Genomic DNA, 21,448 nt, shown 5'->3' on the forward strand with positions numbered 1-21,448 from the left:
GATTAGTGATGAGCCCACTCAACGGTGCTCAGGTCAATCCCTTCTTTGTACATATCCCATAGAGGAGACATGTCGCGTAATTTGTTTACTGCTACACGAATTTGCTCAATAGCGTAGTCTACTTCCTCTTCCGTCGTGAAACGACCGAATGAGAAGCGAACAGAGCTGTGTGCAAGTTCATCATCTAGACCAAGAGCACGTAGAACGTAAGATGGCTCAAGGCTTGCTGATGTACATGCAGAACCCGAAGATACTGCTAAGTCTTTGAGAGACATCAGTAGTGACTCACCCTCAACGAAAGCAAAGCTCACATTTAGGTTATGAGGTACACGCTGCTCTAGGTCACCGTTTACTGTTACTGCTTCAAGGTCTTTTACGCCGTTCAATAGACGATCGCGTAGTGCTTTAGCGTGGTCGAAGTCTTTTTGCATGTCTTGCTTAGCAATAGCAAACGCTTCACCCATACCCACGATTTGGTGAGTAGGAAGCGTACCAGAGCGGAAACCACGCTCATGACCACCACCGTGCATTTGAGCTTCTAGACGGATACGTGGCTTACGACGAACGTACAGTGCGCCGATACCTTTCGGTCCGTAGATCTTGTGAGCAGAAAGAGAGATCAGGTCTACCTTCATCTCTTGCACGTCGATTGGTAATTTACCTGCAGATTGTGCTGCATCAACGTGGAAAATAATCTTGCGAGAGCGGCAAAGCTCACCGATTTCAGCAATATCTTGGATTACGCCAATTTCGTTGTTCACATGCATAATTGACACAAGCACAGTGTCTTCACGCATTGCAGCTTCAAGTTTCTTAAGATCAATAATGCCGTTCGCTTCTGGCTCAAGGTAAGTCACCTCAAAGCCTTCACGCTCTAGTTGACGACATGGATCAAGTACTGCTTTGTGCTCAGTCTTACAAGTAATTACATGCTTGCCCTTCTTGCTGTAGAAGTTAGCTGCACCTTTAATTGCAAGGTTGTCTGATTCTGTTGCACCAGATGTAAATACGATTTCACGAGGATCTGCGTTTAGTAGATCTGCGATTTGTTCACGCGCAGTATCTACGGCTTCTTCTGCCTGCCAGCCATAACGATGCGAACGTGACGCTGGGTTACCAAAAGTACCATCCATCGTCATGTACTGAACCATCTTTTCAGCAACACGCGGATCGACCGGGCAAGTTGCTGAATAGTCGAAATAAATAGGCAGTTTCATTTTCTACTCCAATGTAATGACATTGCCGCTATGAGCGAACATTTACACCGATGGGTGCGGCGCTTGTATTTTTTTGTGCAAACCCATGGTTCACGGCAAGATCAATATCTTGTCGATCAGAAATTTCTAGGACTTCATTATCATTCATCAGCTCACCGAGCGTGATGTTGTTTAGGAAATCACTAATACGAGAGCTTAAGTCTCGCCATAATGTGTGCGTTAAGCAGCGTGTGCCACCTTGGCAATCGCCTTTGCCGTTGCATTTTGTTGCATCTACCGACTCATCAACCGCAGCAATCACTGTACCGATTGAGATCGTTGTCGCGTCTTCACCTAGTCGGTAACCACCACCAGGCCCGCGAACACTTGCTACCAGACCAGCTTTACGTAACTTCGAAAAAAGCTGCTCTAGATAAGATAGAGAGATGCCTTGACGTTCCGAAATATCGGCTAGCGGTACAGGGCTCTGCTGCGAATGCAGTGCTACATCGAGCATGGCTGTAACCGCGTATCTTCCTTTTGATGTCAGTCTCATATCACACCGTATCCACATTGATTGTATGGATAGGAGTTTTTCATACCCGACTATTTTGGTCAAGTATTTATTTGACTAAAACAGTCAGGTATTTAACCATGAGCTTTAAATGGTTATTTATTGCACAAATTCTTTTCAATTGAAGATAGAATTCCACGTAAAATATTGAGCTCTTGAGCTTCTGGACGTGCTCGTGTGAATAAACGTCGCAGCTTATTCATAACCATGCCTGGCTTGTCCTTGGATATAAACTGGGTATCGGTAATCACGTTTTCAAGGTGTTGATAGAACATTTCTAGTTCTTTATGGCGTGGATACTCGTTTTCTGCTTGAGCTGGGTAGCGACTCTTCTCTCTATTCAAATGCGCGACACGCACTTCGTAGGAAATGGTCTGTACGGCCATTGCTAAGTTCAATGAGCTGTATTCTGGGTTTGCAGGGATGCATACATGGTAATGACATCTCTGTAGCTCTTCATTGGTTAGGCCGATACGTTCACGACCAAACACTAACGCCACTGGGTATTTTTCGCCTTCCACCGCGAATAACTCGCCACACTCACGAGGTTCAAGCATCGGCCACTCCAGTGTACGAGAACGAGCACTTGAACCGACAACCAAACCACAATCGGCAACGGCTTCTTCCAAGGTGTCCACAATCGTTGCATTAGCAGCAATATCTGCGGCACCTGCTGCTAATGCAATAGCTTGATCATCGACTTCACACTCAGGGGCAACTAAAACCATTTGGCTAAGTCCCATGACTTTCATCGCTCTCGCTGCTGAGCCAATATTACCGGAGTGAGAGGTGCCAACGAGGACAACTTTTACGTGATCAAGCATGGATAGTTCCGTGTCAAAAATAAAACCGAGGGATAATAACACAATAAAAGGCATAGAGTGATTAGCTTGTTTCATTTACGTAATTAACACGATATCGATTGCATTAGCTCGTACAAAAAATAACCACTTCCCTTTCCTGAAATGTTTGGTTATACTCCACGCCGCTTTTTATTGTTCTTTAACATCCGTTGGGTATATTTGTATGCATCCTATGCTAAACATTGCGATTCGCGCTGCGCGAAAAGCAGGCAATCACATTGCTAAATCTCTAGAAACAGCTGACAAAATCGAAACTTCTCAAAAAGGTAACAATGACTTTGTTACTAACATCGATCGCGAAGCTGAAGCGCTAATCATCGATACTATCAAGGCTTCTTACCCTGACCACACTATCGTGGCAGAAGAGAGCGGTCTGACTGAAGGTAAAGACAGCGCGGTACAATGGATCATCGACCCACTGGATGGCACTAACAACTTCGTTAAAGGTATCCCACACTTCTCAGTATCTATCGCAGTTCGCATGAACGGCCGTACTGAAGTTGCGTGTGTTTACGACCCAATGCTTAACGAGCTATTCACTGCACAACGTGGTGCTGGCGCTCAACTAAACAACGCACGTATCCGTGTAAACCAACTTAAAGATCTTCAAGGCACTGTTCTTGCGACTGGTTTCCCATTCAAGCAAAAGCAACACTCTGAATCTTACATGAAGATCCTATCTGCTCTATTCGTAGATTGTTCAGACTTCCGTCGTCAAGGTTCTGCTGCTCTAGACCTATGTTACCTAGCAGCTGGCCGTGTAGATGGTTACTTTGAACTTGGCCTAAAACCTTGGGACATGGCTGCTGGCGAACTGATCGCTCGTGAAGCAGGTGCAATCCTAACTGACTTTGCTGGCGGTACTGAGTACATGAAGTCTGGCAACGTAGTAGGCTCAAGCGCACGTGGTGTTAAGGCTATCCTTAAACACGTTCGTGAAAACGGCAACGAAGCTATCCTTAAGTAATAGCCCAGATAAAAAGCACCGTCACTGCTGAAGTTGGCTGGTTATCCTCAACACTATAATGATGGAAATGAGCCAATAAAAAAGCCGAAGCTAATTAGATTAGCTTCGGCTTTTTGTTTTTCGGTAATAGATAATAGGACGCTTCGCTAAAGGTAAAAGCTCTTATCACTTTAACCTTATACCTATTTACCTTAACTCTGTTCTTCTTCGCGGAACACTACAAGACGCTTTGGTGCGATCTTACCGTCATCGTTCATTTCAGCAACGCCGATGAAAGTACGCTCGGCACCTGAAGTCATGCGGATCGAGCCTTCACTTGGTGCACCAAATACTTGAACCGGTTGACCGTGTTGAACCATGTTTGTTAGCTCTGCATTCAGATTCACTTCTGGTAGGTCTTCTACCGCAGTATCCATTGGCAACAGAAGAGGATCTAGCAGATCCTTTGGTGCAATCTCTTCACGCTTCGCTTGCTCAAGTAGCTCATTTAGTTGCTCAAGCGTTACCATGCGTTCGTATGGGTATTTTGCAACCCCCGTGCGGCGCAGCATAGTAACGTGAGCACCACATCCGAGCATTTCGCCAAGGTCGTCAGTGATCGTACGAATGTAAGTTCCCTTCGAACAGTGAACTTCCATCTCTACCTCATCACCTTCAAAGCGCAGTAACTCAATTGAGTAAACGGTGATCTTACGCGATTCACGTGGCACTTCGATACCGGCACGAGCATATTCGTACAACGGTTTACCTTGATACTTAAGTGCAGAGAACATCGATGGGATTTGGTCCGTTTCGCCTTTAAACTTCTCAATACACTCTTCAAGGAATTCGCGAGTTACGTTAACTGGACGAGTTTCTACCACTTCTCCATCAGAGTCAGATGTATTAGTACGCTCACCAAGTTTTGCGATAACCACATAACGCTTATCTGAGTCCAATAAGAACTGAGAGAACTTGGTCGCTTCACCCAAGCAGATCGGTAACATACCAGTCGCTAAAGGATCAAGCGCACCAGTATGGCCTGCTTTTTCAGCAAAGTAGATACGTTTTACTTTTTGCAGTGCGTCGTTAGAAGAGATACCCGTTGGCTTATCAAGTAAGACAACGCCATTAATTGGGCGACCTTTACGACGGCGAGCCATTACGCTTCACCTTCGCTGTCAGACTCATCAGAGCGGCCAGCTTCTGCTTGCTTCGCTTTATCTTTACTTACAACTTCACTTACTAGGTTAGACATACGCATACCTTCAACAAGTGTGTTGTCGTAAGTAAAACGAATCTCTGGAGTCAGACGTAGGCGGATACGCTTACCTAGCATCATACGCAGTGATGGCTCATGCTCTTTCAACGCTTCAAGGCTTGACTCTGGCGTCTGATCACCGACACACAGGAAAGTAACGAATACTTTTGCATAAGCTAGGTCACGAGAAACCTCAACGTCTGAGATTGTAACCATACCGATACGTGAATCACGAACTTCACGTTGTAGCATTACTGCTAGTTCTTTTTGTAGTTGTTGCGACACGCGTTGCGTGCGGCTGAATTCTTTTGACATTTTCTCTTTACCCTAAATAAAAAAGGCCTAATAGAAAGAATGGGGGGATGGTTAATACCAGCCCCCCAGGTGTATTCAACAACCATTACATTGCCAAGGGCTCTGTAATTTTAGTCAATTTATCGTTGATAAGACGAACTCTTAGTCTAGAGTACGCTTAACCTCAACGATTTCGAATACTTCGATTTGGTCACCAACGCGAACGTCGTTGTAGTTCTTAACGCCGATACCACACTCGTAGCCGTTCTTAACTTCTTGAACGTCGTCTTTGAAGCGGCGTAGAGATTCTAGCTCACCTTCGTAGATTACAACGTTATCGCGAAGAACGCGGATTGGGTTATTACGCTTGATTGTACCTTCAGTAACCATACAACCTGCGATTGCACCAAGCTTAGGCGACTTAAACACGTCACGCACTTCAGCAAGACCAATGATCTCTTGCTTGAATTCTGGAGCAAGCATACCGCCCATCGCTTGTTTCACTTCATCAATCAATTGGTAAATGATTGAGTAGTAGCGAAGGTCTAGGTTTTCAGTTTCGATTGCACGACGCGCAGTTGCATCAGCACGAACGTTGAAACCAAGGATGATAGCGTTAGAAGCAGCTGCAAGTACCGCATCAGTCTCAGTGATACCACCAACACCAGAACCAACGATGTTAACTTTAACTTCGTCAGTCGATAGCTTACGAAGAGAATCTGCGATTGCTTCAACAGAGCCTTGTACGTCAGCCTTAAGTACCACGTTAAGCTCAGCAACTTCACCAGCAGCCATGTTAGAGAACATGTTCTCAAGCTTAGCTTTTTGCTGACGTGCTAGTTTAACATCACGGAATTTACCTTGACGGTAGTTCGCAACTTCACGTGCTTTACGCTCATCACGTACAACTGTAGCTTCATCACCCGATGCAGGAACACCAGATAGACCAATGATTTCTACAGGGATAGATGGACCAGCTTCAGTGATCTCTTTACCGTTCTCATCGCGCATTGCACGAACACGACCGTATTCTTGACCACAAAGTAGGATATCACCCTTGTTCAACGTACCTGATTGAACCAGTACCGTTGCAACTGGACCACGACCTTTATCTAGGCGAGATTCAACAACAACACCAGAAGCCATACCTTGATCTACCGCTGTTAGTTCAAGAACTTCAGATTGTAGAAGGATAGTTTCTAGAAGACCGTCAATGTTTGTACCCTGTTTCGCAGAGATGTGAACAAACATGTTCTCACCGCCCCACTCTTCAGGGATAACATCGTACTGTGCCAGTTCGTTCTTAACGTTATCTGGGTTCGCGTCTTCTTTGTCGATCTTGTTTACAGCAACAATTAGAGGAACATCAGCCGCTTTTGCGTGCTGAATCGCTTCAATCGTTTGTGGCATTACGCCATCGTCCGCTGCTACTACAAGAACAACGATATCTGTCGCTTGAGCACCACGTGCACGCATAGCGGTAAACGCTGCGTGTCCAGGAGTATCAAGGAAAGTGATCATACCGTTGTCAGTTTCTACGTGGTACGCACCGATGTGCTGCGTAATACCACCCGCTTCACCCGAAGCAACGTGTGCTTTACGGATGTAGTCAAGTGTAGACGTCTTACCGTGGTCAACGTGACCCATGATAGTAACAACAGGAGCACGAGATACTGCTTCTAGTGTTTCATCACGATCAGACAGTACTGCTTCTTCAAGCTCATTTTCTTTGCGTAGGATTACCTTGTGACCCATTTCTTCTGCGACTAGCTGAGCAGTTTCTTGGTCGATCACTTGGTTGATAGTCGCCATTGCGCCCATCTTCATCATTACTTTGATTACTTCTGTCGCTTTCACTGCCATCTTATTAGCAAGCTCAGAAAGTACGATTGTCTCACCAATTACAACATCTGCTTTAGCAACAGTTGCAGTCTTGTCGAAACCTTGTTGCATTGAAGTTGGCTTAGCCAGCTTACCGCGGTTACGACCTTTACCACGTTGGTTGTTGCGACCGCCACGGTCGTCGTTACCAGCTGCTTTCTTCTTCTTCTTACGGCGACCGCCTTCTTCTTTACGGTCCGCTGCATCTTCTGCTTCACGAGCGTAAGTAGAAGTCGTCACGTGGTAGTCAGAGTTCTCTAACTCTTTCTTTTTCTTTTCTTCTTCAGTCCAGCGAGCTTCGTTCTCTTCAGCTAGCTTACGAGCTTCTTCTACAAGCTTCGCTGCTTCTGCTTCTGCTTTACGCTTCGCTTCTTCGTCTTGGCGACGTTTTAGTTCATCTGCTTCTTTCTGCACGGCTTCTTGCTTCGCTATATCTTCAGCAGAACGTGATGCATCTGCTTCTTCACGTTTTGCTTTTGCTTCACGCTTAGCTTTATCTTCCGCTTCGCGTTTCGCTTTCTCTTCAGCTTCACGCTTAGCTTTTTCTTCAGCCTCGCGTTTTGCTTTCTCTTCAGCCTCACGTTTTGCTGCTTCCTCAGCTTCACGTTTAGCCGCTGCCTCTGCTTCGCGTTGTGCTGTTTCTTCAGCTTCACGCTTCGCTTCATCTTCAACCGTACTACGTTTTACGTATGTACGTTTTTTGCGCACCTCTACTTTAACATCTTTGCTCTTACCACCGCCAGCGTTAACGCTTAGGGTGCTGCGAGTCTTACGTTGTAAAGTAAGGCGCGTTGGCTCAGTTTCACCTGATGTGTCACCGTGTTCTTTCTTAAGATGAACAAGCAATTGCTGCTTTTCTTCATCAGAAACTGTGTCGGTGCCCGCTTTCTTCATGCCTGCATCAGCAAGTTGTTCAATCAAGCGGTCTACTGGCGTGCCAATTTCCTCACTAAGTGCTGTAACTGTAAGTTTCGTCATGCCATTACCTCCTTGCTGATATTATTCTTCGTCACCGAACCAACAGATGTTACGCGCAGCCATGATCAGTTCACCTGCACGCTCTTCAGTTAGACCTTCGATACCTTCTAGGTCATCAATGCCTTGGTCGGCTAAATCTTCTAGTGTTGCTACGCCCTTCGCTGCTAGTTTGAACGCCATTTCGCGCTCTAGACCTTCAAGACCCAGTAGGTCTTCAGCAGGCTCTACACCATCGAAAGACTCTTCTTGTGCTAGCGCTTGAGTCGTTAGTGCATCTTTCGCACGGTTACGTAGCTCTTCAACGATCTCTTCGTTTAGACCGTCAACTTCAAGTAGTTCATTTACTGGAACGTAAGCCACTTCTTCTAGCGTAGAGAAGCCTTCTTCAACAAGCAGTTGAGCGAAGTCTTCTTCGATATCTAGGTGCTTCATGAAGTTTTCGATTGAAGCAACAGACTCTTCTTGGTGCTTCTTCTCTAGGTCTTCAACCGTCATTACGTTGAGTTCCCAACCAGTCAGTTGAGACGCTAGACGTACGTTCTGGCCAGAACGACCAATCGCTTGAGCTAGGTTGTCGGCTTCTACCGCGATGTCCATTGAGTGTGCATCTTCATCAACGATGATAGAAGCAACGTCAGCTGGTGCCATAGCGTTGATAACGAATTGAGCTGGGTTATCGTCCCAAAGCACGATATCAATACGCTCACCACCAAGCTCACCAGATACAGCTTGTACACGTGCACCACGCATACCAACACACGCACCAACAGGGTCGATACGCTTGTCGTTTGTTTTCACTGCGATCTTAGCACGAGAACCTGGATCACGAGCCGCACCTTTCAGTTCGATTAGCTCCTCACCGATTTCCGGTACTTCAACACGGAATAGCTCAGCAAGCATTTCAGGCTTAGAACGAGTTACGAACAGTTGGAAGCCACGAGCTTCTGGCGCTACTTTGTATAGTAGTCCACGAACGCGGTCACCTGGACGGAAGTTTTCACGTGGAAGTTGGTCATCACGTAGGATAACTGCTTCTGCGTTGTTACCTAGGTCTAGGATAACTGTGTCACGGTTAACTTTCTTAACGGCACCAGTTACTAGCTCACCTTCGTTGTCGATGAACTGCTCAACGATTTGTGCACGCTCAGCTTCACGTACTTTCTGTACGATAACTTGCTTAGCAGTTTGAGTCGTAATACGGTCGAACGTTACTGACTCAATATCGTCTTCAATGAAACCACCAAGTTCAATCTCTGGATCATCAAACTTCGCAGCTTCTAAAGAGATCTGCTTTGTTGGGAATTCAACTTCTTCTACAACTTCCCAACGACGGAAAGTTTCGAATTCACCTGTTTTGCGATCGATTTCAACACGAACTTCAATCTCCATTTCGTGTTTTTTCTTGCTTGATGTAGCAAGAGCGATTTCTAGCGCTTCAAAAATACGCTCACGAGGTACAGCCTTCTCGTTTGAAACAGCTTCTACTACCGCTAAAATTTCTTTACTCATTTATCTAGCCTCTTCAGCTTTTAATTTTTCTAGAGCTTATTTCTCTAAAAACTAAAATTTAGGGATTAAGTTAGCTTTTGAAATGTTGCTTAGCATGAAGTCTTCTTCTTGCCCATCAACAGTTACAGCAATGGTTTCACCGTCAACAGAGTGAATAGTACCTTTCCACTTACGACGGTTGCCAACTGCCATTTTCAATACGAGGTTAACCTCGTGACCAATAAATTGGGTGTAGTGTTCAGCTTTGAAGAGTGGTCTTTCTAAACCTGGAGAAGACACTTCTAAGTTGTAAACCACAGAGATCGGATCTTCAACATCAAGTACAGCACCCACTTGATGACTTACTTCAGCACAATCATCAACCGTGATGCCATTTTCCGCATCGATGTAGATTCGTAGTGTTGAGTGCTCGCCCGCACGAATAAACTCTAATCCAACTAACTCGTAGCCTGCTGCTTCTACAGGAGCTTCAAGCATTTCAGTAAGTTGTCTTTCTAAACCAGTCATTTAACCACTCCAGAAACAAAAAAAGGGCATAGAGCCCAATTTAAATTCCAAGCATTACCCAAACACTAATGTTCAGATAACAAAAAACCCCGAGTAAGTCGGGGTTTTTTGTTGCTGGACCCTTATATGTTAAGAAGAAATTCTTCTTAACCGCAGTGGGGAACCACTGCACAAACTTGTCCACTTTCTTTAATGAGAACTTAACTCTTTAAAGAGAATTGGTTGCGGGGGCCGGATTTGAACCGACGACCTTCGGGTTATGAGCCCGACGAGCTACCAAGCTGCTCCACCCCGCGTCCGACTAGAGAACATTATACGTCCTACTAGGTGTTTTACAAGTTTGTAAAATAATGGTGCCGAGAGAGGGACTCGAACCCTCACACCAAAGGCACCAGCACCTCATGCTGGCGTGTCTACCAATTTCACCATCTCGGCATCAAAATCGCTTTGAGTTAAGACTCAAAGACTTATTGAGGAATTTCGTTGCTGTTTTCAGCAGGAATTTCGCTCATTGCATCTTCAGCTTGCTGGATAGTTTGACCTTGAGTTGGGTCAACCCACTGAGACTCGGTTTTATGCGTAGACATGTTACCAAGCACTAAGCTGATGATGAAAAATACTGTTGCAAAAATTGCAGTCATTCGAGTTAGGAAGTTACCTGAGCCGCTCGCGCCAAACACTGTGTTTGAAGCACCAGCACCGAATGAGGCTCCCATATCTGCGCCTTTACCTTGTTGAATCAACACAAGGCCAATTACACCAAGCGCTGCCAACAGGTAAATCACAAGTAGAGCTGTAAACATGTTTCCACCTATGTTCCAAATTGTTGAGCCAGCGCGTTTCTTAAAAATCGGTTAAAAACTTATTTTTAAGAACAAGGCTAGCGACCTCCTTACCGAAGGCCGAGCAATACTAGCGAAAGCCTATTACGCTGACAAGGAGAAATTAATAAAAAGCCCAAACTTTTGACTCAAACGGTCAAAAAGAGCACAAACCTTGCACCTAACCGTCGGTTCAGTACAAGGTTTAGTTATGCATTTCTATTTTTCTAAAACCACAAGGTCTAGAAGCTCGCCCTCACTGCATCGGCGATCTTAACGGCTGAAGCCTTAACAAGCTCAGCATCTTCCCCTTCAACCATTACGCGAATCAGTGGCTCTGTACCCGATTTACGAAGAAGCACACGACCCTTCTCACCCAGCTCAGCTTCCACTTCTTTAGTCGCTACTTTAACAGCCTCTTCGTCTAATGGGTTTGAATCACCTTCAAAACGAACGTTTTCTAGCACTTGAGGGTAAAGTGTCATGCCTTGAGACAGATCATGCAAAGTCATATCGCTACCAACAACAGAAGCAAGCACCTGAAGCGCAGCAACAATCGCGTCACCAGTCGTCACTTTATCCAGTAGGATGACGTGGCCTGAGTTTTCAGCGCCAATGTTCCAGCCTTTCTCTTTTAGCTGCTCCATTACGTAACGGTCACCCACAGCAGCACGAACAAATGGAATACCTAGCTGTTTTAGGCCGTTTTCCATACCTAGGTTAGTCATCAAAGTACCAACCACACCGCCTTTTAGTTCACCACGGCGAAGCGCATCGCGTGCAAGGATATAAGCGATCTGGTCCCCATCAATCACATTACCCAAGTGGTCAACCATCATGATACGGTCGCCATCGCCATCAAAAGCTAAACCCAAATGAGCTTGTTCTTCAACAACACGTGCCTGAAGCGCACGAGTATCCGTCGCACCTACTTCATGGTTAATATTAGTACCATTAGGCTCAACACCCATTGCAATCACTTCTGCACCAAGCTCTGAAAATACTGCCGGAGCAATGTGGTAAGTGGCACCATGAGCACAATCCACAACGATCTTCAGGTCTTTAAGGCTCAGCTCATGTGGGAAAGTACTCTTACAGAACTCAATGTAGCGACCAGCCGCGTCAACAAGACGGCTAGCCTTACCTAACATTGCTGACTCTACGCACTCAATCTCTTTATCAAGTTCAGCCTCGATTGCCAACTCAATATCGTCTGGCAGTTTAGTTCCTTCTGATGAGAAAAATTTTATGCCGTTGTCGTAGTATGGGTTGTGCGAAGCAGAGATAACAATACCTGCTTCAGCACGAAATGTTTGAGTCAAGTAAGCCACTGCAGGTGTTGGCATTGGACCAGTAAAGGTCGCTTTAAGACCCGCGGCAGCTAGGCCGGCTTCTAACGCAGACTCAAGCATGTAACCAGAGATACGGGTATCTTTACCGATGATAACTTTCTTAGTGCCTTGCTTTGCAAGTACGCGGCCAGCAGCCCAACCAAGCTTAAGTACAAAATCTGGAGTAATCGGGTATTGACCCACTTTGCCACGTACTCCATCAGTACCAAAATAACGTCTGTTCGACATAGGTTTTTCCTTAACTTTTTATTCTATTGGTTCGCTAGTATCATCGAGGTGACTTTCATTGCATCGATGGTTTCTTCAATGTCGTGCACTCGAATAATCTGCGCCCCTTTTGCTGCTGCAATCGTAGCACAAGCCACACTGCCTGCCACACACTGAGCGGGTTGTTTATCTAATAATTTAAAGATCATCGACTTTCGCGACATACCAGCAAGAATCGGTAAGCCTAGTTGATGATAGTGCTCAAGGTTTGCCAGCAATCGGTAGTTGTGCTCTAGCGTCTTTCCAAAACCAAAGCCCGGATCAAGAATAAGCTGTCGACGCTCAATACCGACCGCTTCGCATGCCTCTACGCGCTCTTCCAAGAATTCTGCCACCTCACCAATCACTTCATCGTATTGCGGGTTTTGCTGCATTGTTCGTGGTTGACCTTTCATATGCATTAAACAAACCGGTACCCCAGCATCTGCAGCTGCCTCGAGTGCTCCCGGCTCTTGCAAAGCACGAACGTCATTGATTAAGTCCGCTCCAGCAGCAACAGCCTGGCGCATCACTTCAGCCTTACTAGTGTCAATAGATACCCAGATATCAAACCGTTGTTTAATCGCTTTAATGACAGGGATAACGCGCTGAAGCTCCTCTTCAAGAGCCACCTCAGGGGCACCTGGACGGGTGGATTCACCACCGATATCAATAATACCGACACCAAGCTCAACCATTTTCTGCGCTTGATCTAACGCATTGTCTAACGAGTTAAACTTACCGCCATCTGAAAACGAGTCCGGTGTAACATTAAGAATGCCCATCACCACAGGTTGGCTTAGGTCTAACTGTTTGTCTTTGCTGATAAGTTTCATACATCCATCCTTATCAATAAACCGTAAATAGAAAAAACCCCGAGTCTCCCCGGGGTTTTGTTTAATCAGAGCAGGAATTATTCTGCGTCTTTTTTATCAGCTTCTGTGCTTTCAGCTTTGGCTTCTGGCTCAGCTTCCGCTGCAGGTTTCTCAGCTTCTTTAGGCTCAGCTGCTTTTTCAGCTTCAGCCGCCTTAGCTTCTTGTGCTTGAGCTTGTTCAACCCAGCCTGCTGGCTCACGGATTTCGTCTTTACGTTCCATCAGGTCATCAATCTGACCCGCGTCGATGGTTTCGTACTTCATTAACGCATCTTTCATCGCGTGCATGATATCCATGTTATCTTCAAGGATCTTCTTAGCACGGTCGTAGTTGCGGTCGATGATCTTGCGAACCTCAACGTCAATCAGCTTAGCAGTGTCTTCAGACATGTGCTTGGTCTGAGTCACGCTACGGCCTAGGAATACTTCACCTTCTTCCTCTGCGTATAGTAGAGGACCAAGTTTTTCGGAGAAGCCCCACTGAGTCACCATCTTACGAGCGATGTCTGTTGCACGTTCGATATCGTTAGAAGCACCTGTCGATACTTTGTCAGCACCGTAGATAAGCTCTTCCGCTAGACGACCACCGTACAGGCTAGAAACCATCGATTCTAGGTGCTGACGAGACATACTTACGCGATCTTGTTCTGGTAGGTACATAGTCACACCCAGCGCACGGCCACGTGGGATAATCGATACCTTGTACACAGGATCATGCTCAGGCACTAGGCGACCAACAATCGCGTGGCCTGCTTCGTGGTAAGCTGTAGACTCTTTCGTCTCTTCAGACATTACCATCGAGCGGCGTTCCGCACCCATCATGATTTTGTCTTTCGCAAGTTCGAACTCAACCATAGAAACGTTGCGTTTGTTACCACGTGCAGCAAATAGAGCCGCTTCGTTTACTAGGTTTGCAAGGTCAGCACCTGAGAAACCAGGAGTACCACGAGCAATCAGAGATGGCTCTACGTCACCCGCTAGAGGTACTTTACGCATGTGTACTTTAAGAATCTGCTCACGACCACGAACGTCTGGTAGACCAACCACAACTTGACGGTCAAAACGACCAGGACGAAGTAGTGCAGGGTCAAGTACGTCTGGACGGTTAGTCGCCGCGATAACGATAATACCTTCGTTACCTTCAAAACCATCCATCTCTACCAGCATTTGGTTAAGTGTTTGCTCACGCTCATCGTGACCACCACCAACACCAGCGCCACGCTGACGACCTACGGCATCAATCTCATCGATGAAGATGATACAAGGCGCAGCTTTCTTCGCTTGTTCGAACATGTCACGCACACGAGATGCACCTACACCAACGAACATTTCTACGAAGTCAGAACCAGAGATAGTAAAGAACGGTACTTTCGCTTCACCAGCGATCGCTTTCGCCAGTAGTGTTTTACCCGTACCAGGAGGACCTACCATTAGGACACCCGTTGGAATCTTACCACCCAGCTTTTGGAAACGGCTTGGGTCGCGAAGGTAATCAACTAGCTCTTTAACGTCTTCTTTAGCTTCGTCACAACCAGCAACGTCAGCAAAAGTCGTTTTAATTTGCTCTTCGCTCATCATACGAGCTTTACTCTTACCGAAGGACATAGCGCCTTTGCCGCCGCCGCCTTGCATCTGACGCATGAAGAAAATCCACACACCAATAAGTAAGATCATAGGGAACCAAGAAATGAAGATAGTACCTAACAGGCTTTGCTCTTCTGGAGGCGTGCCTTGTACTTTCACATTTTGGTTGATTAGGTCATCAAGCAGCTTGTCATCATAAACTGGCATGTACGTTACGTACTTACCACCACCACGGCGAGTGAAGGTAATTTCCATATTATTGAATTGAGCTTCCTGAACTTGGCCTTGGCCAACTTCCTGTACAAACGTGGTGTAATCTACGCTTTTCCCGTTGTTTTCCCCAGGGCCAAAGCTCTGGAAAACCGACATCAGGACTACCGCGATAACTAGCCACAGAATTAAATTTTTTGCCATGTCACTCAAGGTGTCAGCCTCTCGATAACTAATTGTAATTAAAGGTAGGGTACTACAGTTTGTAACCTGTAGCTACAGTGTAAAATTCACATTCCAACTAGAATGGTTAGCCTTTGTAACCAGTCGCTACAACGAATACTTCTCGTGAACGAGCTCGGGAAGAGTCAGGCTTACGGATTTTTACCACCTTAAACATGCTACGTACTTCCTTCACGTATTGGTCAAAGCCTTCACCTTGGAATACTTTTGCTACGAAACTACCATTGGTAGCTAGAACTTGTCGACACATATCTAAAGCTAGTTCAACAAGATACATTGCTCTAGGTTGATCGACAGAATTATTTCCTGCAATGTTCGGAGCCATGTCCGACATCACCACATCCACCATGTCTGGTTGGATACGTTCAAGCAGTGCGTCAAGTACCGCTTCATCACGGAAATCGCCTTGCAGAAAACTCACCCCTGCAATTGGATCCATTGGTAACAAGTCACAAGCAATGATCTGACCACTGTCTCCAACGATCTTAGCTGCATACTGTGACCAACCGCCAGGTGCTGCACCTAAATCAACCACTGTCATGCCAGGAGAAAATAGCTTGTCTTTGTTTTGAATCTCTTCAATTTTGAAATAAGCGCGAGAACGGTAGCCTTTCTTACGAGCTTCATTGGCGAACTTATCATCGAAGTGTTCTTTCAACCAGCGACCAGAGCTCGCTGAATGTTTTTGTTTACTCATTCTAATCCTAATAAGAAAGAAACTGGACTTGTTACTACTATAACTGCAATAGGGAAAATCTATTGATCAATAAAATATAGTCATTGCCAATAGATGGCGTTAAAATAGCTTTTTTCAACCCTTATTCTAAAGAAAATTGGCCGCGTAATGAACCTAAGCACAAAACAAAAGCAGCATCTAAAAGGCCTAGCACACAGTCTAAAACCTGTCGTGCTTATGGGCGCAAATGGACTAACTGAAGCTGTTCTAGCGGAAATTGAAATCGCACTAGACCACCACGAGTTGATCAAAATTAAAGTTGCTTCTGAAGATCGTGAGACTAAGCAACTGATTATCGACGCTATTGTTCGTGAAACTGGTGCAGAAAAAGTTCAGACGATTGGTAAAGTTCTTGTACTTTTCCGTCAATCTGAAGAGCGTAAAATCGAAATCCCTCGCAAGTAATCACGCGAGCACAAACCATCGCTAACGGTTTGTCTTTCGATTTCAGTTACGACTGAACATAAAAAACACGGCTATTTAGCCGTGTTTTTTTGTATTTTGTTACAACTATTTTTCTCACAAATCTATTTGTGGATTAGATGTACTCTACTTTATCGATTTCGAAATCTTTATCGCCACCTGGAGTAGAGATAATCACTTCGTCGCCTTCCATCTTACCGATCAGACCACGAGCGATTGGAGAGCTCACAGAGATACGACCGGACTTAATGTCTGCTTCGTCATCGCCAACGATTTGGTAAGTTTTTTCTTCATCTGTATCAACATCGATAACGGTGACAGTCGTACCGAAGATAACTTTGCCAGTGTTGTCCATCTTAGTGACATCAATTACTTGAGCAACAGAAAGCTTGTATTCGATATCTCGGATTTGAGCTTCACAAATACCCTGCTCTTCACGAGCTGCGTGGTACTCTGCGTTCTCTTTAAGGTCACCCAGTTCACGAGCTTCAGCGATAGCTTCAGAAATCTGAGGACGTAGTTTAAGTAGACGATCTAGCTCTGTACGTAGCGCTTGTTCGCCACGTACAGTCATTGGAACCTTTTCCATTTTATAACCTCTAGCCAAAGCTTAACGATAACTTTGAACAATAAAAACCCGCCCACTTGTATCAGCCTAATTGAAGCTAAAAGTGAGAAGGGAATAAATACTTGATTTGTTCTAGTGTAAACAAACTTCTCGGTTAAATCATCAAGTTCAGTTCACGAACCGGGCAAATTTGCTTGATCCAAACAATGAACGAATACTGTTATAGGATTCCATTGTCATATAACGCATACTGGCACTTGCTTTGTAAATCGCACATAGCAAACTACACTTCTTGATTGATTCTAAAGGAATAGGCTTCATATGATGCGCTCCCCCCTGCTCGTCGCACTCAGCGTCTTTTCGTCTATGGCTTTTTCAGCGCCACCGTCTGATTTACTCCCTTCAGGCAGTCGGTCTGCTCTGGTTGTTGCACCATTAGATGGCTCGGTATCAACACTGACTCAAGACGAGAATAGCTTTTACCCACCAGCGAGCACATTGAAGATCGTCACTGCCTTGGCTGCTAAATTGGAGCTAGGTGAGGCATTCACTTTTAATACATCGATTAGCGCGCTCAAAAACGATAAGCAAGACAGTGATTTAGTCATCACGTTTTCTGGTGACCCTTCGCTTGAACGTGAAAATATCCGTAGCTTGCTCAACAGTGCAAAAGAACAGGGGCATACAACCATCAACCACGTTTGGTTAGATGACAGTGTATTCAGTGGCTATGAGAAAGCAGTTGGCTGGCCATGGGATATACTTGGTGTCTGTTATAGCGCACCTTCGAGTGCGATCAGTCTCGATGGCAACTGTGTACAAGCATCAATATCAACCGATAAGAATGGTTCAGCGACTTCGGTTTTTGTTCCGAAGCATCAGCCTATTTCTGTCTCAACCAACGCAGTTACGCTCTCCAAAAAACAAAAAGAATCACGACACTGCGACCTGGAGCTTGTTCCATCTGCCAATAATCAATACCAAATCTCCGGCTGCTTAGTGAAGCGAGACAAGCCACTACCGCTTAAATTTGCGGTGCAAAATACCACGCTCTATACCCAAGCCGTAATTCGCCAAGAGATGCGCCAGCTCGGTATGACGTTGAATGGACAAATAAAGCAAGGTAAGCCTCAGCAAGAAGCACAACAGATTGCCGAACACCGCAGCGAATCACTCAACACATTGCTTGAAACCATGCTCAAGAAATCCAACAACCTATATGCAGATAACATCACTAAAGCCATCGGTCACAAGTTTTATCTGCAAGCTGGAAGCTTTAGCAATGGCACAGAAGCAATCAAACAGATCATCTATTCAAACACCGGAATCGATATCAACGATGCAAAACTGGCTGATGGTTCTGGGTTGTCGCGCAACAACAAAATGACTGCCAGTGATCTGAGTGCAATCCTGCGTTACATCTACAACCACAATGATCAGCTCGGGCTGATTGAGTTGATGCCAAAATCTGGTGAAGAGGGCACTCTGAAATATCGTCGCAGTATGCGAAAGTCACCGATTAAGGGCAATCTTATCGCCAAGAGTGGCTCACTCTATGGTAGCTCTAATATGGCTGGGTTTGGATTAGATAAACAGGGTAAACCAAGTACCTTATTCGTTCAGTTCGTCACCGATTATCACCCACCTAAATTGGACAGTAATAAACCAGTAGAGGCCCCTATCGTGAGCTTTGAAAAAGCCTTTTACAAACAAGTGGTCGAACAAAGCCAATAACTGGAAAACAAAACGGAGCTAAATAAGCTCCGTTTTGGTATCACTTAAGAGTAGAGGATGTTTGAGGTTTATCCGATATTTAAGAAGTAGTTAACGACCGAAAAGTAAATCCACATCCCTGATATATCTACCACAGAGGCAAGCACAGGGCTCACGAGTACCGCAGGGTCGAGCTTAAAAGCGCGGGCAAGAATAGGTAACCCTCCACCTAGCGTCGTAGATATCGTCACCTGAATAAACAGAGCAACAGCAATCGCCAAGGCAATGAGCTCCAGTTCAAATCCACCCGTTGAAGTCTCAGCACTGAATAACATGATGCGAGCAACGATGACCACAGAGATAGCAAATGCAAGACACACCGCTACTCGACTCTCTTTCCAAAGCACTTGCAACCACTGACGCTTTTTCACTTCACCCGTAGCTAAAGCCCTAACGACCAAGGTCGCTGCTTGAGAGCCGGTATTACCACCCGCAGCGGCTATGACTGGCATATAGATAGCTAACAGTACAAGCTGACTTAACGTGTCCTCGTAATGAGAGATGATCAGGCCAGAAACAATCCCCAATAAAGCAAGGGAAATAATCCAACCGATTCTTTGCTTAACATGTTCCATCACGCTGGTTTGCAAATAACCACGTGTTGGTTCAGCCTCTGAATGGATAAAACCTAATTGGTGTGCAAAGTGTCGAGCACGCTTGTCATGGCCGGTGAGCTCGAGCTCATTGATCCACTCTTGCACAAGGGACACACTGCATTGACTCATGATTGCCACTGCCTCTTCAATAGGCATGACCGTGAGCAACTGAATTTGTTTACTTAGCTCATACTGCAAAAACGCATTACGAGCTGCGCCAATTTCCTCAAAAGAAAATAGCTGTGAATCATTAATATAATTATTGGTTAATACCGTCATGGCGAATCTCCCGATTAGCGTAGACGACCATCGTGTTGCACTTTCATCTCGTCATTATTCCCTACAGTGAGGAACGAACGTGATAGGGAATCTTTTAAAAAGCGATCACTACAGCGAAGTAGTCGATAAAACAGATCCCCGATGCACTCGTCGACTCTCGCTCGAGGATGACGGTACATAGCAATGCAACAAAGAGTTAGGGGAGGGAAAAATAGAAGAGTAGAAATCTACCATTGCGGTAGATCGAACAACGAATACCGAAATAGCCTATTTACAATCTGCTAGTACATCCCTCTCCAAACTGGGAGGATGGTCGATAGTGTTCATATAAGTCTCCGAAACCACCGCACGATTTGCGGCAGGCGTATTCTACACAAGTTTGTAGAAAGTGTTTTGTCAGGATTAGGTTAATAAAAAGGCAACCATCAGGCTGCCTTTTGTTATCAAAGTGAACTATCTACGGGGATAATTACTTGATCGTGATACGAGCAAATTTACGCTTACCAACCTGGAATACGTAAGTGCCTGCTTCTGGTGCGAACTTGCTGTCTGCAACTTTTTCACCATCGATCTTCGCAGCGCCTGCTTTAACCATGCGCATTGCTTCAGATGAAGATGGGCATAGACCCGCTTCTTTCAGTAGGTTACTTACAGGGCGGCCTGCATCAAACTCAAACTCAGGCATTTCATCTGGGATTTGGTTTTTAGCGAAACGGTTCACGAATTCTTGCTCAGCTTTCTCTGCATCTTCTTCAGAGTGGAATCGCGCAATGATTTCTTTAGCAAGTAGAACTTTAACGTTACGTGGGTTCTCACCCGCTTCAACGTCAGCTTTCAGCTTTGCAATCTCTTCTAGTGGACGGAACGACAGTAGATCGTAGTAGTCCCACATTAGGTCATCAGAGATAGACATCAGCTTACCGAACATTTCGCTTGGCGCTTCACTCACACCAATGTAGTTATGAGCTGACTTAGACATCTTCTTCTCGCCATCAAGGCCAACAAGAAGAGGCATCATTAGCACAACCTGAGGTTTCTGTCCGTTTGCTTTTTGTAGCTCACGACCCATTAGTAGGTTGAACTTCTGGTCAGTACCACCAAGCTCTACGTCAGTTTCCATTGCTACTGAATCGTAACCTTGTAGCAGTGGGTACATGAACTCATGGATTGCGATTGGCTGGTTGTTCGCGTAACGCTTTTTGAAGTCATCACGCTCAAGCATGCGTGCTACAGTTTGGTTCGCCGCTAGACGAATCATACCTTCCGCACCTAGCTCAGATAGCCACTCAGAGTTGAATTGGATCTTAGTTTTTGCAGGATCTAGGATCTTGAAAACTTGCTGCTTGTACGTTTCAGCGTTGTTTAGAACGTCTTCACGAGTTAGTGGTGGACGCGTGGTGTTTTTACCCGTTGGGTCACCAACCATACCGGTGAAATCACCGATTAGGAATGTTACGTCGTGGCCTAGCTCTTGGAACGCACGAAGCTTGTTCAAAATTACTGTGTGACCAAGGTGGATATCAGGTGCTGTTGGATCGGCGCCTAGTTTGATTCGTAGAGGACGGCCTTCTTTCAGCTTGGCAATCAGTTCTTCTTCTGGAATTAGCTCTTCAACGCCGCGTTTAATCTCGGCTAGTGCAGCTTCAATGCTCGCCATTCTCGTTTACTCCCACAGATTTGGCAAAAAATAATAATTCGACAGTCTACTCGAATAGCGATGTTATTTGAAACCAG

19 protein-coding genes and 2 tRNA genes are annotated in these 21,448 nt (G+C 45.4%); 3 read left to right on the top strand and 18 right to left on the bottom strand.

Translation table 11 applies throughout. The annotated features are described in order from the left end of the window. Positions 1 to 2: 2 nt before the first annotated feature. The 3 genes from DPF91_RS06645 to trmJ all read right to left on the bottom strand — a co-directional run bounded on the left by DPF91_RS06645 (position 3) and on the right by trmJ (position 2,594). On the bottom strand, positions 3 to 1,217 hold the full coding sequence (locus tag DPF91_RS06645) for an IscS subfamily cysteine desulfurase (protein ID WP_117233644.1): 1,215 nt from the start codon (positions 1,215 to 1,217) through the stop codon (positions 3 to 5). Positions 1,218 to 1,245: 28 nt separating this feature from the next. Beyond that, positions 1,246 to 1,752 carry a Fe-S cluster assembly transcriptional regulator IscR gene (gene iscR, locus DPF91_RS06650; RefSeq protein WP_117233645.1) on the bottom strand — a complete coding sequence of 169 codons (507 nt, stop codon included), beginning with the start codon at positions 1,750 to 1,752 and terminating at the stop codon, positions 1,246 to 1,248. A gap of 113 nt (positions 1,753 to 1,865) precedes the next feature. Next, on the bottom strand, positions 1,866 to 2,594 hold the full coding sequence (trmJ, locus tag DPF91_RS06655; RefSeq protein ID WP_117233646.1) for a tRNA (cytosine(32)/uridine(32)-2'-O)-methyltransferase TrmJ: 729 nt from the start codon (positions 2,592 to 2,594) through the stop codon (positions 1,866 to 1,868). A 202-nt stretch (positions 2,595 to 2,796) separates the two neighbouring features. Between trmJ and suhB the strand changes: the two genes are divergently transcribed. Further along, positions 2,797 to 3,600 (top strand): inositol-1-monophosphatase, encoded by an 804-nt coding sequence (gene suhB / locus DPF91_RS06660; protein ID WP_117233647.1) that lies wholly within the window; start codon positions 2,797 to 2,799, stop codon positions 3,598 to 3,600. Positions 3,601 to 3,791: 191 nt separating this feature from the next. Here suhB and truB read toward each other — a convergent pair whose 3' ends face one another. The 12 genes from truB to rlmE all read right to left on the bottom strand — a co-directional run bounded on the left by truB (position 3,792) and on the right by rlmE (position 16,036). Beyond that, positions 3,792 to 4,742 (bottom strand): tRNA pseudouridine(55) synthase TruB, encoded by a 951-nt coding sequence (truB, locus tag DPF91_RS06665; RefSeq protein WP_117233648.1) that lies wholly within the window; start codon positions 4,740 to 4,742, stop codon positions 3,792 to 3,794. Beyond that, complete coding sequence (gene rbfA, locus DPF91_RS06670) at positions 4,742 to 5,155, bottom strand: 30S ribosome-binding factor RbfA (RefSeq protein ID WP_117233649.1); 414 nt, start codon at positions 5,153 to 5,155, stop codon at positions 4,742 to 4,744. Before rbfA ends, truB begins: the two co-directional genes overlap by 1 nt. Before the next feature lie 141 nt (positions 5,156 to 5,296). Then, on the bottom strand, positions 5,297 to 7,993 hold the full coding sequence (infB, locus tag DPF91_RS06675; protein ID WP_117233650.1) for a translation initiation factor IF-2: 2,697 nt from the start codon (positions 7,991 to 7,993) through the stop codon (positions 5,297 to 5,299). A 21-nt stretch (positions 7,994 to 8,014) separates the two neighbouring features. Further along, a complete protein-coding gene (nusA, locus tag DPF91_RS06680) occupies positions 8,015 to 9,502 on the bottom strand; it encodes a transcription termination factor NusA (protein ID WP_117233651.1) in 1,488 nt (495 codons plus the stop codon). Positions 9,503 to 9,553: 51 nt separating this feature from the next. Further along, complete coding sequence (gene rimP, locus DPF91_RS06685) at positions 9,554 to 10,009, bottom strand: ribosome maturation factor RimP (protein WP_117233652.1); 456 nt, start codon at positions 10,007 to 10,009, stop codon at positions 9,554 to 9,556. 219 nt (positions 10,010 to 10,228) lie between these two features. Beyond that, positions 10,229 to 10,305 (bottom strand) — tRNA-Met (locus DPF91_RS06690). A 55-nt stretch (positions 10,306 to 10,360) separates the two neighbouring features. Then, a tRNA-Leu gene (locus DPF91_RS06695) sits at positions 10,361 to 10,444 on the bottom strand. Positions 10,445 to 10,476: 32 nt separating this feature from the next. Beyond that, positions 10,477 to 10,812, bottom strand: a complete 336-nt coding sequence (gene secG / locus DPF91_RS06700) for a preprotein translocase subunit SecG (RefSeq protein ID WP_117233653.1) — start codon at positions 10,810 to 10,812, stop codon at positions 10,477 to 10,479. 260 nt (positions 10,813 to 11,072) lie between these two features. After that, on the bottom strand, positions 11,073 to 12,410 hold the full coding sequence (glmM, locus tag DPF91_RS06705; RefSeq protein ID WP_117233654.1) for a phosphoglucosamine mutase: 1,338 nt from the start codon (positions 12,408 to 12,410) through the stop codon (positions 11,073 to 11,075). Between the two features lie 23 nt (positions 12,411 to 12,433). After that, positions 12,434 to 13,264 (bottom strand): dihydropteroate synthase, encoded by an 831-nt coding sequence (folP, locus tag DPF91_RS06710; RefSeq protein WP_117233655.1) that lies wholly within the window; start codon positions 13,262 to 13,264, stop codon positions 12,434 to 12,436. A 77-nt stretch (positions 13,265 to 13,341) separates the two neighbouring features. Then, positions 13,342 to 15,300 carry an ATP-dependent zinc metalloprotease FtsH gene (gene ftsH, locus DPF91_RS06715; protein ID WP_206355544.1) on the bottom strand — a complete coding sequence of 653 codons (1,959 nt, stop codon included), beginning with the start codon at positions 15,298 to 15,300 and terminating at the stop codon, positions 13,342 to 13,344. 106 nt (positions 15,301 to 15,406) lie between these two features. Beyond that, positions 15,407 to 16,036 carry a 23S rRNA (uridine(2552)-2'-O)-methyltransferase RlmE gene (rlmE, locus tag DPF91_RS06720; protein ID WP_117233657.1) on the bottom strand — a complete coding sequence of 210 codons (630 nt, stop codon included), beginning with the start codon at positions 16,034 to 16,036 and terminating at the stop codon, positions 15,407 to 15,409. A gap of 147 nt (positions 16,037 to 16,183) precedes the next feature. Between rlmE and yhbY the strand changes: the two genes are divergently transcribed. Next, positions 16,184 to 16,480, top strand: coding sequence for a ribosome assembly RNA-binding protein YhbY (yhbY, locus tag DPF91_RS06725; protein WP_117233658.1), 297 nt, complete (start codon positions 16,184 to 16,186; stop codon positions 16,478 to 16,480). A gap of 133 nt (positions 16,481 to 16,613) precedes the next feature. Here the strand turns inward: yhbY and greA are convergent, their stop codons facing one another. Beyond that, on the bottom strand, positions 16,614 to 17,087 hold the full coding sequence (greA, locus tag DPF91_RS06730; protein WP_117233659.1) for a transcription elongation factor GreA: 474 nt from the start codon (positions 17,085 to 17,087) through the stop codon (positions 16,614 to 16,616). A gap of 303 nt (positions 17,088 to 17,390) precedes the next feature. Here greA and dacB point away from each other — a divergent pair, with 303 nt between their 5' ends. Continuing rightward, positions 17,391 to 18,800: a serine-type D-Ala-D-Ala carboxypeptidase gene (gene dacB / locus DPF91_RS06735; RefSeq protein ID WP_241033776.1), complete on the top strand. Its 1,410-nt coding sequence runs from the start codon at positions 17,391 to 17,393 to the stop codon at positions 18,798 to 18,800. A 68-nt stretch (positions 18,801 to 18,868) separates the two neighbouring features. On the opposite strand, the gene DPF91_RS06740 is transcribed toward dacB, so the two are convergent. Both DPF91_RS06740 and tyrS read right to left on the bottom strand, forming a co-directional pair. After that, complete coding sequence (locus DPF91_RS06740) at positions 18,869 to 19,714, bottom strand: magnesium transporter (RefSeq protein WP_117233660.1); 846 nt, start codon at positions 19,712 to 19,714, stop codon at positions 18,869 to 18,871. A gap of 469 nt (positions 19,715 to 20,183) precedes the next feature. Continuing rightward, positions 20,184 to 21,371 (bottom strand): tyrosine--tRNA ligase, encoded by a 1,188-nt coding sequence (tyrS, locus tag DPF91_RS06745; protein ID WP_117233661.1) that lies wholly within the window; start codon positions 21,369 to 21,371, stop codon positions 20,184 to 20,186. Between the last annotated feature and the right edge of the window lie 77 nt (positions 21,372 to 21,448).

This window comes from Vibrio maerlii (assembly GCF_003415655.1).
In the GTDB taxonomy this organism is placed as follows: Bacteria; Pseudomonadota; Gammaproteobacteria; order Enterobacterales; family Vibrionaceae; genus Vibrio; species Vibrio maerlii.